This window comes from Vibrio sp. 10N.286.51.B11, from assembly GCF_041469245.1.
GTDB classification, from domain to species: domain Bacteria; phylum Pseudomonadota; class Gammaproteobacteria; order Enterobacterales; family Vibrionaceae; genus Vibrio; species Vibrio crassostreae_C.
Window position 1 is genome coordinate 59,216 of the sequence record NZ_JBFRKI010000028.1, and the last position, 14,625, is coordinate 73,840.

Below are 14,625 nucleotides of genomic sequence, written 5' to 3' on the forward strand. Positions count from 1 at the left end.
ACGGCACAATTTTAAATTACTTTAACTCTTCTTCGCTAGAAATATCATAAGTTTTACTGATAGTTTGTGCTTGTTCTATCGCTATGTCGCCTTGCCAGCGTGAATGCACCATTGAAACCGCTAAAACATAGCGATCATTAGGAAGTTCTTCACCAGTAAGGTTCATTGGATAATCAGATTCGTAGCTCTTGCCCCAGACCTGTTCATAGTGTTCATCAACGTAATCGTACAAACCGATTTCGAGCTTAGGGAGCGGACAATAAGGATTGAGTAGTTCTTTTTTATCGATTCGCCACGTGTCTTTTGATGCCCAGCGAACTTGTTGACGCATGGCAACTTCACCCAAAACAACCCAAGTGCTCCAAGACTTTCCGCCATCACCTTTAACGCTTAAACGGTATAAACCGGATTCAAGTTGAGAGGCTAAATTGTAACGCTTGCGGTATAGACTCACCGATGCGTTGTTAACCACTTCACTGTCTTTGGTTAACTCACTGTCCGAAGAAACGATCTTATCGACCCACTTCTCGAAGGTAATGTCTTGAATGTTGTTTTCGGATTCAACATTAATCGATACACGAAAGGTATCTCGGCCAGGGCTTTGAATGATGTGTCTTTTAACGACGACTGAACTAATCCAATCTGGGAGTGTTTTTCTGGTGAGAGTTTTACCACAATCTTTGTTCAGTGCTTGATCGAACAGTTCATTGAGGTGATCTTCTCGTGATTGAGACGAGTTGATTTGCCAAACTTCCACTAATGAGTCAAACATCTGAGGTAAATCATTATCTAGCAGATGTTTATGAACTTGAGTCAGAGCATCGCTGCTCTTAAACCAATCCGTTGCTTGCGCGGTATTCGCTCCGCAAAAAAACATTAATAGTGGAAGTAAGGCTATTCTCATTACGCTTTCATCTTGTAACCAACGCCACGCAGCGTTTCAATTTCTAGACCCGGCAGTTTCTGTCTTAGTTGCAGAACGTGCGTGTCTACCGTACGTGTTGTTGGGAAATGGTTGTAACCCCATACATGGTCAAGCAGTTCATCACGTGTAAACACACGTCCAAGGTTACTTGCCAAGAACAGTAGAAGGTCAAATTCAGTGCGCGTTAACGTTACTTCCTGTTCATTGAAAAACACTTCACGTGTCGCTTTATCGATAACAAGATTCTGAGCGATAACTTTTGATGCATCTTGTTCTTCAGAATCTGGCAGGCGAAGTTGAGCACGAATTCGAGCAAATAGCTCAGCCTCTGCGAATGGCTTTGTTAAGTAGTCGTTTGCACCTGAATCTAGGCCCGCTACTTTGTCTTTTACTGTCACGAGAGCCGTCAGCAAAATAACTGGGATATCTTTCTTTTTCTTCCAACCTGGAAGTGAATCTACTGAGTCGCCATCAGGAAGTTGACGGTCTAGAATCACTAGATCCGCTTGTTCCCAGTAGCCTTCAACTTCAGAGATCAGTTCTGCATGCAAACATTCATATCCAGCTTGCTCAAGGCTAACTAATAAACCGTCAGCTAAATTTTTATCATCTTCAACGAGAAGCAATGTCTGTTTCACAAGGTATCTCCAAAATAAATGTTGTTGGGGGGCCGATAAGCGTCATGTGACCGCCCATTTTTCCAACCATAGATTCCACTATCGTCAGACCTAAACCGAGTCCACTCTTACTTACGAATGGCTTTCTTAGTTGCCCCCAATCTTTGCGAGACAAGTCTCCATTATCTATAACTTTGAATGTCAGCTTCTTGTCAGAAGTATTCAGTTCTAGAATTACTGGAGCCACACCGTATTTCACGGCATTTCTGATTAGGTTATCGATGCACGTTCCCAACCAATATACGTTCACTTTTGCAGCTATATCTTTGTTTACACGGAGTTCAATCCCCGGCGCAAAGTCTTCTTCAACTTTGTATTGGAGCCACTCTTCAACACTTGGCACCCACTCTGTTGCGAGCGGTTGATTATCTGATTGCAGGTAATCTTTACTTGCTTCCGCCAACTGTCTTAAACGGCGTGTATCTTCACACAGCCTACGGAACTCATCATATACCGATTCTGGTAAGTGTTCGAACTCACGCCTGAACCCTTCCACCGTCAATGACAAACTCGCAATCGGCGTTCTTAATTCGTGCGTTAGGATTTGAAGAACCAGCATGCGACTCTTCATCTCTTGTTTCTTGCTGTCCCAGCGGTAAATCGCCCAACCTAAGACAAGCATGATGTTGGCAATAACCAAGATAAACATGGCGACTTGCAGAAGCTCTGAATGATCTTCTATTTCCCAACACACATTACCACGCTGGACAAAACAGCTTTTACCTTCTGAAGACAAGCTAAACGATAACCCAGCAAGCGTGGCATTTTCGTTCCAGACTGATTTTTTATACAGGTAATATCTGTAGCCGCGTTTTACCCACATCTCATCAAGCTCAACAAACATACTCGCACCCGCTAACAGCGCGGTGATTGCTTCGCTATCCATTTGTTGCAAGCGAGACAGTAGTTCATCGTGTTCGGTGTTTGGTCGCTCTTGAATATGCATAAAGCGCTTCAGAGAGTCGAATTTTTCTGGGTACTTCTCAACGTATCGTGCCGCATAAGAACCGCCGCCAGGGTGAATCAAACCACTACGGCTAAACCAACGGTCAGAAAGCTTGGTGCCTTTACACATTGCACGAGTAAAAACTAAAGGCTCAGTAATCAAAGGGCTTAACGGCAGTTTACCACTACAGGTTTTTGATAACTGGTACAAGCGCTGAATGTCTTTTAACGGGTACTCTGCTGTTTGTGGCAGCATAGAAGACGGCATGATCAAACGTGTTGGATAATCAGCCTGTAGCACTCGAATATCGTAAGATTCGATTGCCGTTTCATGATCAAAGAGTTTGGTGAAATTATCGATACGCTCAGGTAAAGAGTCAGCAAATGCGTTTGCAGACACAGACAACGTAGCGATAAGAAGAGTAAATGTTCTTTTGATGATCACAAACCAACGCAAATTCATATAGATCAACCAAATATATACCATTCGCTATCAAAGATAAATTTTTAACCGCATGAAAAACATTGAGAATGGCGAGCTACAGAGATAAAGGCCAATATATTACGGCCACATTGTACATACGTACTAGTAGGCTGATTGGCAAGCCAAACCTCAATTGCGACAAGTTTTGCATCAGGCTTCGTCAACTTCGTATCAACTGAGATCACACATAGAGTCGCTTTCGTAAGATAAAAAAAGGAGCTCAAATGAGCTCCTTATCGAGTTGTTACATATTGTTTAGAGGTGATCTCTATAGATGTTCTAAGATACTTAGACAACTCTTTTTAGCATCGCCAAACAGCATCTGCGTGTTCTCTTTGAAGAACAGTGGGTTTTGCACACCGGCGTAACCTGTGTTCATCGAACGCTTGAATACGATAACATTCTGAGCGTTCCAAACTTCAAGTACTGGCATACCAGCAATTGGGCTGTTTGGATCTTCAAGTGCTGCAGGGTTTACGGTGTCATTCGCACCAATTACCAATACAGTATCTGTCTCATCGAAGTCATCGTTGATTTCGTCCATTTCTAGAACGATATCGTAAGGCACTTTCGCTTCAGCAAGCAGTACGTTCATGTGACCCGGTAACCTACCAGCAACTGGGTGGATACCAAATCGAACATTAATGCCCTGCGCTCGTAGCTTCTCAGTGATTTCATGCACTGGGTATTGTGCTTGAGCTACTGCCATGCCGTATCCAGGAGTGATGATTACTGACTTAGAGTTTTTCAGCATATCAGCCACATCTTCAGCTGATGTTTCGCGGTGTTCACCTTGCTCTTCATCGCCATCAGACACAACCACTTCTTGGCCGAATCCACCAGCAATAACGCTGATGAAAGAGCGGTTCATCGCCTTACACATAATGTAAGACAGAATCGCACCCGACGAACCAACCAATGCACCAGTTACGATAAGCAGATCGTTTGCAAGCATGAAACCTGCCGCTGCTGCTGCCCAACCAGAGTACGAGTTCAGCATAGAGACAACTACTGGCATATCTGCACCGCCAATCGATGCCACTAGGTGGTAACCGAATGCGAATGCGATAAGTGTCATCACCATTAGTGCGAACATGCTGCCGTCTGCTTTAACGAACATGATCATCAGCAGTGTAGAAACTACGATAGCCGCTAGATTCCACTTGTGCTTATGAGGGATGTTCAATGCAGACGAAGAGATAACGCCGCGAAGCTTACCAAACGCAACAATAGAACCCGTGAACGTCACCGCACCGATAAACACGCCAAGGAACACTTCCACTAGATGGATAACGTGCTCTGCATGAATATCTGCAGGGTTGATAGAAACAGCAGCAGGTGGATCGATGTAGCTGTTGTAACCTACAAGTACTGCAGCCATACCTACGAAGCTGTGCAGAATTGCAACCAGCTCTGGCATTTCAGTCATTTCTACTTTTCTTGCGTAGTGGATACCAATACCACCACCGATCACCATAGCAATGATGATCCACACAATACCAGCAGAGTGAGGGCCAAAGATCGTTGCGATCAACGCGATTGCCATACCCGTGATACCGTAATAGTTACCTGCACGCGCAGATTCCTGTTTCGATAACCCAGCCAAGCTCATAATAAAGAATACAGCAGCAACAATATAAGCTGCTTGTACTAATCCTTCAGACATCTGTTACTCCTTAGTCTTTACGGAACATTTCAAGCATACGTTTGGTCACGGTAAAGCCACCAAAGATATTGATACTTGCAATTAATACGGCAATAAATGATAAGAACGTGACGACGCCACTTCCTTGTCCGATCTGTAACAGTGCACCTACTACAATGATGCCTGAAATCGCGTTAGTCACGGACATCAAAGGCGTATGCAGAGAATGGCTTACATTCCAAACTACGTAATAACCCACCACACAAGCGAGAACAAAAACGGTAAAGTGAGATAAGAACGCAGCTGGAGCAACCGAAGCTACCCAAGCGAATGCACCAACAGCTACCGCCATACCCGCCACTTTCTTAATTGGAGAAACAGGTTCTTCAACTTTAGGCTCTGGTTTGGCCGCTTTTGGCTTAGCTTGTTGTGGTTGAGCTGAAACTTGAATTGGTGGAGCTGGCCAAGTGACCTCGCCCTCTTTAACGACAGTAACACCACGCAGAACAACATCTTCAAAGTCGATATTGATGTTGCCATCTTTCTCTTTGCAAAGCAGTTTCAAAAGGTTAACTAGGTTCGTTGCATACAGTTGAGATGATTGAGTCGGCAGTCGACCAACCATATCAGTGTAACCAACCACCTTCACGCCATTAGCCGTTGTAATGACTTGATCCGCAACCGTGTATTCACAGTTACCGCCATTGGCCGCCGCAAGGTCTACAATCACACTACCTGCACTCATGCTGTCTACCATCTCTTTGGTAATCAGCTTCGGAGCCGGGCGACCTGGAATCAGCGCCGTTGTAATGATGATATCAACGTCTTTTGCTTGAGCTGCATAAAGCTCTTCCGCTTTCTTATTGAATGCTTCAGACATCTCTTTTGCGTAGCCGTCACCAGCACTGGTATCTTCCTTGAAATCCACTTCCAAGAATTCAGCACCCATCGACTCAACTTGTTCTTTAACTTCAGGACGAACATCGAATGAACGAACGATTGCACCTAAGCTACCCGCAGCGCCGATTGCCGCTAGGCCAGCAACACCAGCACCTGCAACCAGTACTTTTGCTGGCGGAACTTTACCCGCAGCCGTAATCTGACCCGTGAAGAATCGACCAAACTCATGCGCCGCTTCAACAACAGCACGATAACCCGCGATGTTTGCCATAGAACTCAATGCATCTAACGCCTGAGCTCTTGAAATTCGTGGTACAGAATCCATCGCCATCACGTTGATGTTACGACTGGACAATTGTTCCATTAATTCTGGATTTTGGGCAGGCCAAATAAAGCTGACCAATGTTGCGCCATCTTTAAGAAGATCGATTTCATTTTTAGACTCGTCAACGATCGGAGCGTTAACTTTAAAGATAATATCGGATTTCCAAGCTTCATCTGCGGTGACAACTTTTGCTCCAGCTTGTTCATAAGCTGCATCTTCAAAACTTGCTAACGCACCTGCTTGTGATTCAACACAAACTTCAAATCCTAATTTTAGAAGCTGTTCTACCGATTTCGGCGAAGCAGCGACTCGCGTTTCACCAGCGAGCGTTTCTCTTGGTACACCAATTTGCATAGCTATTCCTTGACTATTGGCACGAATGACTTATTCGTTTGTATCTAACGACAACTAATACTTCAAGCGTTTTGTTCAAAGAACAGGAAAAGTTATTACTTATAACGATTTGGATGGAGTTTGAGCGCTTCATTTGGATAAATGACGACCGTCTCGAACGAAGAGGTCAAACCACTTGCAAATAATCCTTTTAATAACAACCTACTAGCTGTTCTTTGTCCCTAAAACTAAAAAGAGCTTTCAGCATATACACTGAAAGCTCACTAAATTATGACCAACATCAATTCTAACCCTAATTGGTTAGCTAAATATATTGTCGCCCATTTGGTCGATGAACATCTGCGATTTTTTGAGCATCAATTCATCGGCATCTTGTTTGTTTGAAACAACATCTGAACGAATAAAACGGTGAGTTTTGATTTCACCATCGAATTCTTTCTCGATTCGCCCAGCAACACGGTATTGACCAGATTCTGCAATGGCATCTTGATAGATATTGAAACCCTTATATTCGACTGGCTCAATCTCTACTTTTTGTTCGGTTTTTTCTTTGCCACCAAATAATCTAGAAAAGAATCCCACGTTTTTTACTCCTTAAATGACCGTATTCACCCTAAACTATCATGACTGTTTACGGTTCAACAACGGCTTTTCATACCATTGCAATTCTACGTCATCGTCAAAATTGTGTTGACTAAATATAACAGGCACATTGTCGTCACGTTCGCGTCTTCGATCGTCAATAATCATACTTTCTGCATTTTTGACCGCGATCTCACTATTGCGTTTATAGAGCACCAATTTGTCTTCTGGCAATGCTGACAGAAAATCGATATCAAAACGAATATAGATAGGTTTTAGCTGACCTAAAGCCAAGCACGCGAGATCGGCCAGCTGTTCGTTGGTATAACTAGACACATATTCCTCGGTAGCCAATACATGACCGACCAGAGTTTCCATATAGTTATGTACATCAACACTAATTTGCATACCACACCTCCATTTGTAGCGGTTTTTCTAGTCGCAGTCGTTTCTAAAGTTACTTGAAACCATGCAATTCCTAATAGCTTTCTATAACTCAGTTATAGGTTTTACTGTCCATAGTTAAATCTAAGGCGTTATTTAATCCTACTCTGACTTCATTACAGATCTTACGTCGTTCAATGATAACTGATCATCAAGCCCTTTAAGTGACAGCGCCAACGTAAGAGCAGCAGAGCAGATTTTGTTAAGTATCTATAACGACTAATTAATTTCTCATATATACTGTGTAGTTCGTTCTATGGTTAATAGCAACTCAAATACATATAAAAATGATTGCAGCATTAGCGACCTATGACTATGTTTTTGCTCTAATTTAAGCAAAAAGCTTGGCAAGCGCTTGTTTAACCGTATCCTACGCATATTATTAAATAATAAGATCATCAATATAGTTAGGCTCACCACATAAATGGCATCATCTTTTGTAACGTCGAGCATATTTCGATTTTGCTTCCCTTTAGTCCTGTTAACAATTTTGCTCGTTGGTATGGACAACGTCATCCTCGTGACGGACTCAAACTTAGGGTTTGCTAGCAACCTCCCTTACATTTTATTGAGCGTTGCGGTTCTGCTATGCCACACATTCAGACAAGGTCGAATGGCGATGGTATCGGTGACCATGCTTGTCGCTTATCTGATCATCCAAGTTCGCTTACAAACACCTCTCAATACAGGCACAACACTATTAGAGCTCTCGTTACTTGCAGCATTAGTACCTGTCACTTGCTTACTTGTTTATGCATTCCCTGATAACGGCGTAAACTCAAAGTCGATGCTGCTATACGCCATCGTTCTTGTTCTGTTTATGGTGTGGGCGCAATTGATCGTATCTCACTTCCATGCCGGCGGTTTTGAATCATGGAGTGATGGTCTTCTGTTTATTGTCAGAGACTTCTCCAAACTGCCTTTTGTTTTAGTGTTATATAGCCTTTGTTTGCTTGGCCTTACTGCCATTCTCGTGTTGGTGTATAACCGCTCTATCGATGTTGTGGTTTATAGCGCTATCCTGCTTTCTTCTTGTACGTTCATCTTCTTCGATATTCAATACATCTCCAGCACCATGTTCTCGTTATCAGGCACGTTGATCATCGTCTATGTGATGTCTGCTAGTCATGATATGGCCTTTAACGACCAACTGACTAACATTCCCGGTCGACACGCCTTAGAAGTCGATATGAAGCACTTGGGGCGTAAGTATTCGATGGCGATGGTCGATATCGATCACTTTAAGCAATTTAACGATACCTACGGACATGACATTGGCGACGATGTGTTAAAACTGGTGGCGCGCATTCTGAGGGAAACCACAGGCGGCGCTAAAGCCTACCGCTATGGTGGAGAAGAGTTCACGATTATCTTCAAAGGCAAACATTCGGAACAAGTTAAAGAGCACCTTCAAGCTCTGATTTCCGAGGTTCAAAACTACGACATGACGATTCGTAATAGTCATGAACGCCCCGACGATCATGAAGTGGGTATGAAAAAGCGTGGCAAGAAAGGCAAACCATCGGAAGTGGTGAATGTGACGGTGAGTATTGGATTGTCTGATAGTACAACCACCAGACATCCTGAAGAGGTATTGAAGCTTGCTGACCAAGCGCTGTATAAAGCGAAAGAAACCGGTCGAAACAAATTATGTATTGACCGTTAACGATGGTTAAAAGCTAAAGATATTAAGTACTAGAGATCTAAATAGCTTAAGCCATTAATAGCGAACTGCTTCAATAACTATCACTTCCAAGTTCAACGAGCCTCATTGATTTGAGGCCGTATAGCTCAAGTGGAAAAAGAGAGCTTAATCTTGGTTGAAGAATATAACCAAGCTACCACCTTTTAAGCTACTTCCGTAGTTAATCGTAAAACCTATTCCCACGTTATCGACCCACTCATTAAACAGGTTTGGGTTAAGCAGCCAGCCAACACTGCCCTCGTAGTAAGATGTGGTGCCCATAGAGGCCACCGTGTCACCACCAATATCAATTCGTCTTATACTCGAGTACATCGATGTGATGTTCTTATCCCAACGTACGAGATCATAGAAAACCTTGGCTTCATTGGCGATATACCACCCTTCAGGATGACCGACATTGCCATTATTCGCCTCGCCCCAGCCGATGCCATTAAAGTAATGCCAACTGGTGCTCAATTTATACTTTCCCCAGTCATTCTTATCTTCGTACATCAGCTTGATTTTAGGCTCGATGATGTAAGCCCAAGCATCAGTATTGAGATATACGCCATCCAGTTGGTCTTGAATAGGCTTTAGCAACGAAGCGCGATATTCATAATCATTGCGGTAGTAAGAGATGTGGTTACCGATTGCAGAGCTGAAGCTCCAATATTCGTCTAGCTGGGACACATTCGCGAATTCGACGTAGCCAGACACTACCGACTCTTTTTGAAAATCGTTTCTGTTTGCTGCCGCGTACTCGACATCGTTCTCGATTCGCAATGCAGACAAGCGTAGCGTCACCTCTTGATGGTTGTCTTCGATGTAACTTGGTAATTCAAATGTGTAAGGCAAACTCAGGGAGGTGATGTTTTGGCGACGACTTACCGAATCATTCGAACCGATGTCTTCATTGTCCAAACTAAACACTTTATTGGGGTCAAAGTTATTGATACCAAAAGTGAAAACATCGGTGTCGTTGAGCAATACACTGGTGGCAAAGCTCTGCTCTAGATCCTTTCGAAAAAGATCAGATAGCGTATTGGCATTAACAGTGGTCGCCAAAGCGGTAAAAAATAGAGGAACCGCAAGCGTCCAAGATGTGTTAGTCATAGAAAATGACTTCGAATGTGGCATTTCTTTTATCACTTAAAGCACTTCCCAGCTCAAACGCTATTAGAAGTATAAATTCAAATATCTAAAAGAGCTCGCCAACTAACGCGCAAGCTCCAAAATGTTACGTTGTACAAAGGTATTTCTACCACTTTGCTTCGCTTGATAAAGCGCTTGATCGACCTTTTCGTAAATAGACGCAATAGATTCGCCACCTTCTGGCACAAATGACAACACACCTTGTGACGCTGTCACTCTATCCGATACCGTTGAGTGTTCATGAGCGTAGTTCATCTCATGCAATGCCTCTTTAACTCGAGTCGCGTGTACCTTAGCGCCTTCACTGTCTGTATCGCTAAGAATCAGAACAAACTCTTCACCGCCATAACGACCTACAAATTCTCCCGCACGAACAAACAGCTGTTTCAAGGTATTAGCAAGCCCTTGTAAGCACTTATCCCCTTGAATATGACCATAATTATCGTTGTAAGGCTTAAAGAAGTCTACATCTAGAAGTATGACTGTCATGGATATATTACGTCTTCCGTGCCACGCTATGCTCTCTTCAAGCTTAGTATCCATATATCGACGGTTATACAATTTGGTCAGGCCATCTTCGTTGGCTTGTTGCTGCAGAAGGATGTTCAGTTCTTCGAGTTTGGCTGTGCTTTGTTTTAGCTCTCGTCTCATGTGCGCGATACGTTGCATCGCAATCAGCTTAGAATTCAAAACAACCTTGTTTACTGGCTTGATCAGGTAATCATCGCCACCAGCGTCAATCGCTTTTGCGATCATCTCAGGTTCTTCGTGACCACTAAGAAAGATGATGGGAACCCATTCTGGGAATCGGCTTCGAACCTCATTCGCCACTTCAAAACCATCCATATCAGGCATGCTGATATCAAGTAACACGAGTTCAGGATCAAAATCAGAATAAACACTCAGGGCTTCTTTTCCGCTACCGACAGCTTCTACAATATGACCCAGTTGCTTGAGTCGGATAGCAAGTTGCATCCTGTCTAGTTGAACGTCATCAACCAGCAATATGCGCATTGAAGATCCCTTTTCTATCATCACATCACCTTTATCTAGTGTTGAATATTCAAAGTAGCTCAAATTTGGGCTTAAATCATGCCCTAATCTCTATATTATATTGACTTTTTTACAGATCTTTTTAGCATTGTTTCTTTTTAAAGAGAAATACTATGTCAGACGCTACAAACAACGAACAACAAGAAATCGATTTAACCACCATCTCACCAGAACTTCGTCAAGTTATCGAATTTGATGGCGTACCAAAAGAGATGCACTTTATGGTTACTTCTATTCACGAAGTGTCTGAAGAAGCAGTACGCGAAGCTTGGGATAGTCTTCCAGCAAGCGCACAAAATGTTTTAGACAACTTCGAGCAGTTCCACGCTCTAATCTCAGTTAGCCAAGCTTTCGCTGGTGTTAACGTGATGGAAGAGTTCCCTACTCTTAAACTTCCAGAAGACATGTCTGACGAAGAAAAAGAAGAGTACCGTGCTCAACTGCTAGACCAAGTTCTACACAACTGTGTAAAAGACATGGTTAAACAAATCAAGAAAGCTCGTCGTGATGCAATCTTGAAGCGTGATTTCAAAGAAGTTTTTACTAAGTAAGTCGCTAGTCGCCTAAACTAGGCTAAGCGCTAACAGTACTACTTAGAATTAAGCCGCATGTTTCTTTAAACACGCGGCTTTTTTATATCCGCTATTTTCTTTCGTCGATCGTTACGTCTGTATGTTCTTGTTGCTAATGTTCATATGATTCGACAAATCATATGCTTTAACACTCATATAGTGTGGCGCAAAACTGGCAGTTATACCGTATAAAAATGACGCATGTATCCATTCATGGAATCAAGATCGAATTTTCAGAACCTATAACAGGCAGTATCGCGGCAATATCGAAAAACTGACCTTGTCAGGTTTAATGCGTTACCGCGATATCTCTTTGAGCAACACTCACACCTTTAATTTGAGCGTAAACACGCTGCCCGATTTCTAGATTTAACTCATCCAGCGCCCACAATGTAATGGTTGCCCATAGGTAGCACCCAGACTCTAACTCTAGCTCGACCTCGACACTCTGCTTATTTGTGCCTTGTTGGTGCGTCTCTACGCTTTTAATGGTGACAGGAAGGATGTTACGTATAGAAGTCCCTTTCGGCCGTTCTAGCGTGATAGAGACATCATTTGCCCTAACTTGCAGCCTCACTGTCGTACCAAGCTCACTCGATACTTTCTGAACCCATAACGACGTCGACTTTCCTAGCATCAGGCGAGACAGCGCATAATCGTCATTGTGTTCCGCTAATGTCGCTTCAAACAACGAGCTTTGCTCTGAGAAAGATTGCCAAGGTTGCATGGCTCTCGATGCCCAAACCTCTTCCGTCACACCCGACGAAATCACTTTGCCTTGGTCAATAATCACAAGGTGATTTGCCAAGCGTAAAATTTCATTGAGGCTATGAGTGACATAGATGATCGGTATTTGGACGGTTTCGGATAAGTTTTCCAGAAATGGCATCACTTCGCGCTTACGAGGCAAGTCGAGAGACGCTAAAGGCTCATCCATCAACAAAATGCTCGGCTTTGATAACAAAGCGCGGCCAATCGCCACACGTTGCTTCTCACCGCCAGACAAACGAGCTGGGTATCGGTCAAGCAATGAACCCAAAGACAACAGCGAGACTATTTGCTCAAAGTGCGCTTGATCGACGCTTTTCATACCGTATTTAAGGTTCGCTGCCACCTTCATATGTGGAAACAATCGCGACTCTTGGAACACATAACCGACGTTGCGTTTGTGAGTCGGCAAATTAATGCCATTTTCACTATCGAACAGTGTGGTTCCAGATACGCTGATCAGACCTTTATCGGGCTGTTTAAGGCCACTGATTGCATTGATAAGTGAGGTTTTACCCGCGCCAGAACGACCAAAAATTGCCGTAATGCCGCTACTTGGTAATTCCAAGTCGATATCAAAGAACGTTTCACCAAGTTGTTGTTGATATTGGAGGATCAAAGCACTCATGCATTGCCTCCCAAGCGTTGTGCTGACTTTTTGTTGAGCCACTCAGATAGCATCAATGAACCCAGCGCTATCACAATAGAAATGACACACAAACGCGCGGCTTCCATTTCAGCGCCAGGGGTTTCAATAAAGGTATACATAGCCAAAGGAATGGTTTGAGTTTCACCGGGAATATTTGAAACGAAGCTGATGGTCGCGCCAAACTCCCCTAGGCTTCTTGCGAATGAAAGCATGGTGCCGGTAATGACCCCTGGGATCATCAAGGGTAAAGTGATCGTGAAAAACACACGAAGAGGTGAAGCGCCTAATGTAGCAGCCGCCTCTTCAAGCTTACTGTCTACGGTTTCTAGGCTCAATCTAATAGAGCGAACCATCAGCGGCAACGCCACAACCACACAAGCGAGTGCCGCGCCCTTCCAGCTAAAGCTGAATACAATACCAAACACGTCATTGAGCCACGAACCTATGATACCTTGCCTGCCCATCATCACTAGCAGTAAATAGCCAATAACTACAGGTGGAAGTACCAAAGGTAAATGGACAATACTCTCAACAATGCTCTTACCTACAAATTGTTTCTTAGCAAGTAGCCATGCTAAGCCAATACCGATAGGGATAAGCCATAAGATTGCAAACCCAGCGACTTTTAAGCTCAGCATTAAGGCTTGGTATTCGTATTCCGATAAATACATCATTTAACGCACTTCAAATCCAAAACTGTTCAAGGTGTCTTTCGCTTTTTCGCTCTTTAGGAAAGTATAGAACTCTTCTGCCACAACTTTATCACTCAACTTCGCTACAGGGTAACGTATTGGTGTGTGCAGATCTGATGGGAAGGTCGACACTAGGTTTACTTCTTTAGAAAGCAACGCATCCGTTTTGTAGACAATGCCAAGCTTAGCTTCACTGCGCTCGACTAAGGCTAAGGCCATACGAACATTGTTACTTGGTGCCAATCGAGTTTTCACATCGTCCCATACACCTAACGTTTCTAACGCTTCTTTTGCATAGATACCAGCAGGAACCGACATGGTGTTACCCACTGCAAGCCTTTCATTAGTAAGCAGTTTAGCCCATTGTTCACCTTTTGATAGGTCTAACGTTACCGATGTCTCTTTAGGAGCAATCAGCACCAGTTCGTTTTCACATAGGTTTGTGACATTGTCACTATAAACCAATTTACGATCGACTAAATGCGTCATCCATTTCTCATTTGCCGAGATAAAAATGTCTGCTGGTGCTCCTCTTTCGATTTGTCGCACCAAAGACGATGTACTCGCGTACACAGGAATCACATCGACAAAATGGTCTTTCTCAAACTCTTCAACCAACAGATTAACCGCATTGGTCATCGACGATGCAGCGTAAACTCGTAGCTTTTCCGCAGCAAAAAGATGACTAGAACTCAATGCCGAAGTTAAAGCCATGGTTAAAAGGAAGACTCGCTTTTTCATTGTTATCACTTATCTATTGTTCGTTTAAGTTCT

At 43.3% G+C, this 14,625-nt stretch carries 14 protein-coding genes; 2 read left to right on the forward strand and 12 right to left on the reverse strand.

The annotated features are described in order from the left end of the window. Positions 1–16: 16 nt before the first annotated feature. The 7 genes from AB4154_RS14680 to AB4154_RS14710 form a co-directional block, all read right to left on the reverse strand. Positions 17–904 carry a DUF2861 family protein gene (locus tag AB4154_RS14680; RefSeq protein WP_372123386.1) on the reverse strand — a complete coding sequence of 296 codons (888 nt, stop codon included), beginning with the start codon at positions 902–904 and terminating at the stop codon, positions 17–19. Next, positions 904–1,563, reverse strand: a complete 660-nt coding sequence (vxrB, locus tag AB4154_RS14685) for a response regulator transcription factor VxrB (protein ID WP_017060099.1) — start codon at positions 1,561–1,563, stop codon at positions 904–906. Before vxrB ends, AB4154_RS14680 begins: the two co-directional genes overlap by 1 nt. After that, positions 1,538–3,010: a sensor histidine kinase VxrA gene (vxrA, locus tag AB4154_RS14690; RefSeq protein ID WP_372123388.1), complete on the reverse strand. Its 1,473-nt coding sequence runs from the start codon at positions 3,008–3,010 to the stop codon at positions 1,538–1,540. Before vxrA ends, vxrB begins: the two co-directional genes overlap by 26 nt. 289 nt (positions 3,011–3,299) lie before the next feature. Continuing rightward, positions 3,300–4,697, reverse strand: coding sequence for a Re/Si-specific NAD(P)(+) transhydrogenase subunit beta (pntB, locus tag AB4154_RS14695; RefSeq protein ID WP_017064580.1), 1,398 nt, complete (start codon positions 4,695–4,697; stop codon positions 3,300–3,302). A 10-nt stretch (positions 4,698–4,707) separates the two neighbouring features. Next, complete coding sequence (gene pntA / locus AB4154_RS14700) at positions 4,708–6,255, reverse strand: Re/Si-specific NAD(P)(+) transhydrogenase subunit alpha (protein WP_372112170.1); 1,548 nt, start codon at positions 6,253–6,255, stop codon at positions 4,708–4,710. Between the two features lie 300 nt (positions 6,256–6,555). Further along, positions 6,556–6,837, reverse strand: coding sequence for an HlyU family transcriptional regulator (locus tag AB4154_RS14705; RefSeq protein ID WP_004731023.1), 282 nt, complete (start codon positions 6,835–6,837; stop codon positions 6,556–6,558). A 39-nt stretch (positions 6,838–6,876) separates the two neighbouring features. Then, on the reverse strand, positions 6,877–7,245 hold the full coding sequence (locus AB4154_RS14710) for a late competence development ComFB family protein (RefSeq protein WP_017060104.1): 369 nt from the start codon (positions 7,243–7,245) through the stop codon (positions 6,877–6,879). A gap of 460 nt (positions 7,246–7,705) precedes the next feature. Here AB4154_RS14710 and AB4154_RS14715 point away from each other — a divergent pair, with 460 nt between their 5' ends. Next, positions 7,706–8,947 (forward strand): GGDEF domain-containing protein, encoded by a 1,242-nt coding sequence (locus AB4154_RS14715; RefSeq protein WP_372123389.1) that lies wholly within the window; start codon positions 7,706–7,708, stop codon positions 8,945–8,947. A 144-nt stretch (positions 8,948–9,091) separates the two neighbouring features. On the opposite strand, the gene AB4154_RS14720 is transcribed toward AB4154_RS14715, so the two are convergent. Both AB4154_RS14720 and AB4154_RS14725 read right to left on the reverse strand, forming a co-directional pair. Further along, a complete protein-coding gene (locus tag AB4154_RS14720; RefSeq protein ID WP_029235232.1) occupies positions 9,092–10,102 on the reverse strand; it encodes a Solitary outer membrane autotransporter beta-barrel domain in 1,011 nt (336 codons plus the stop codon). A gap of 78 nt (positions 10,103–10,180) precedes the next feature. Continuing rightward, positions 10,181–11,152, reverse strand: a complete 972-nt coding sequence (locus tag AB4154_RS14725) for a diguanylate cyclase (RefSeq protein WP_170791831.1) — start codon at positions 11,150–11,152, stop codon at positions 10,181–10,183. 131 nt (positions 11,153–11,283) lie between these two features. Here AB4154_RS14725 and AB4154_RS14730 point away from each other — a divergent pair, with 131 nt between their 5' ends. Continuing rightward, positions 11,284–11,721 carry a DUF3069 domain-containing protein gene (locus AB4154_RS14730; RefSeq protein WP_017060108.1) on the forward strand — a complete coding sequence of 146 codons (438 nt, stop codon included), beginning with the start codon at positions 11,284–11,286 and terminating at the stop codon, positions 11,719–11,721. A gap of 310 nt (positions 11,722–12,031) precedes the next feature. On the opposite strand, the gene modC is transcribed toward AB4154_RS14730, so the two are convergent. Genes modC through modA form a run of 3 tightly spaced genes read right to left on the reverse strand, consistent with a single transcriptional unit; the run spans position 12,032 to position 14,592 of the window. Then, positions 12,032–13,138, reverse strand: a complete 1,107-nt coding sequence (gene modC / locus AB4154_RS14735) for a molybdenum ABC transporter ATP-binding protein ModC (protein ID WP_017060109.1) — start codon at positions 13,136–13,138, stop codon at positions 12,032–12,034. Beyond that, on the reverse strand, positions 13,135–13,833 hold the full coding sequence (gene modB / locus AB4154_RS14740) for a molybdate ABC transporter permease subunit (RefSeq protein ID WP_017060110.1): 699 nt from the start codon (positions 13,831–13,833) through the stop codon (positions 13,135–13,137). Before modB ends, modC begins: the two co-directional genes overlap by 4 nt. Next, positions 13,834–14,592 carry a molybdate ABC transporter substrate-binding protein gene (gene modA / locus AB4154_RS14745; RefSeq protein WP_372123390.1) on the reverse strand — a complete coding sequence of 253 codons (759 nt, stop codon included), beginning with the start codon at positions 14,590–14,592 and terminating at the stop codon, positions 13,834–13,836. Positions 14,593–14,625: the final 33 nt, after the last annotated feature.

Coding starts and splice junctions, on each gene's coding strand:
- AB4154_RS14725 (WP_170791831.1), bottom strand. CDS start 11,152: ATGATAGAAAAGGGATCTTCAATGCGCATATTGCTGGTTGATGACGTT.
- vxrA (WP_372123388.1), bottom strand. CDS start 3,010: ATGAATTTGCGTTGGTTTGTGATCATCAAAAGAACATTTACTCTTCTT.
- pntA (WP_372112170.1), bottom strand. CDS start 6,255: ATGCAAATTGGTGTACCAAGAGAAACGCTCGCTGGTGAAACGCGAGTC.
- AB4154_RS14710 (WP_017060104.1), bottom strand. CDS start 7,245: ATGCAAATTAGTGTTGATGTACATAACTATATGGAAACTCTGGTCGGT.
- AB4154_RS14720 (WP_029235232.1), bottom strand. CDS start 10,102: ATGCCACATTCGAAGTCATTTTCTATGACTAACACATCTTGGACGCTT.
- AB4154_RS14715 (WP_372123389.1), top strand. CDS start 7,706: ATGGCATCATCTTTTGTAACGTCGAGCATATTTCGATTTTGCTTCCCT.
- pntB (WP_017064580.1), bottom strand. CDS start 4,697: ATGTCTGAAGGATTAGTACAAGCAGCTTATATTGTTGCTGCTGTATTC.
- modC (WP_017060109.1), bottom strand. CDS start 13,138: ATGAGTGCTTTGATCCTCCAATATCAACAACAACTTGGTGAAACGTTC.
- AB4154_RS14730 (WP_017060108.1), top strand. CDS start 11,284: ATGTCAGACGCTACAAACAACGAACAACAAGAAATCGATTTAACCACC.
- AB4154_RS14680 (WP_372123386.1), bottom strand. CDS start 904: ATGAGAATAGCCTTACTTCCACTATTAATGTTTTTTTGCGGAGCGAAT.
- modA (WP_372123390.1), bottom strand. CDS start 14,592: ATGAAAAAGCGAGTCTTCCTTTTAACCATGGCTTTAACTTCGGCATTG.
- modB (WP_017060110.1), bottom strand. CDS start 13,833: ATGATGTATTTATCGGAATACGAATACCAAGCCTTAATGCTGAGCTTA.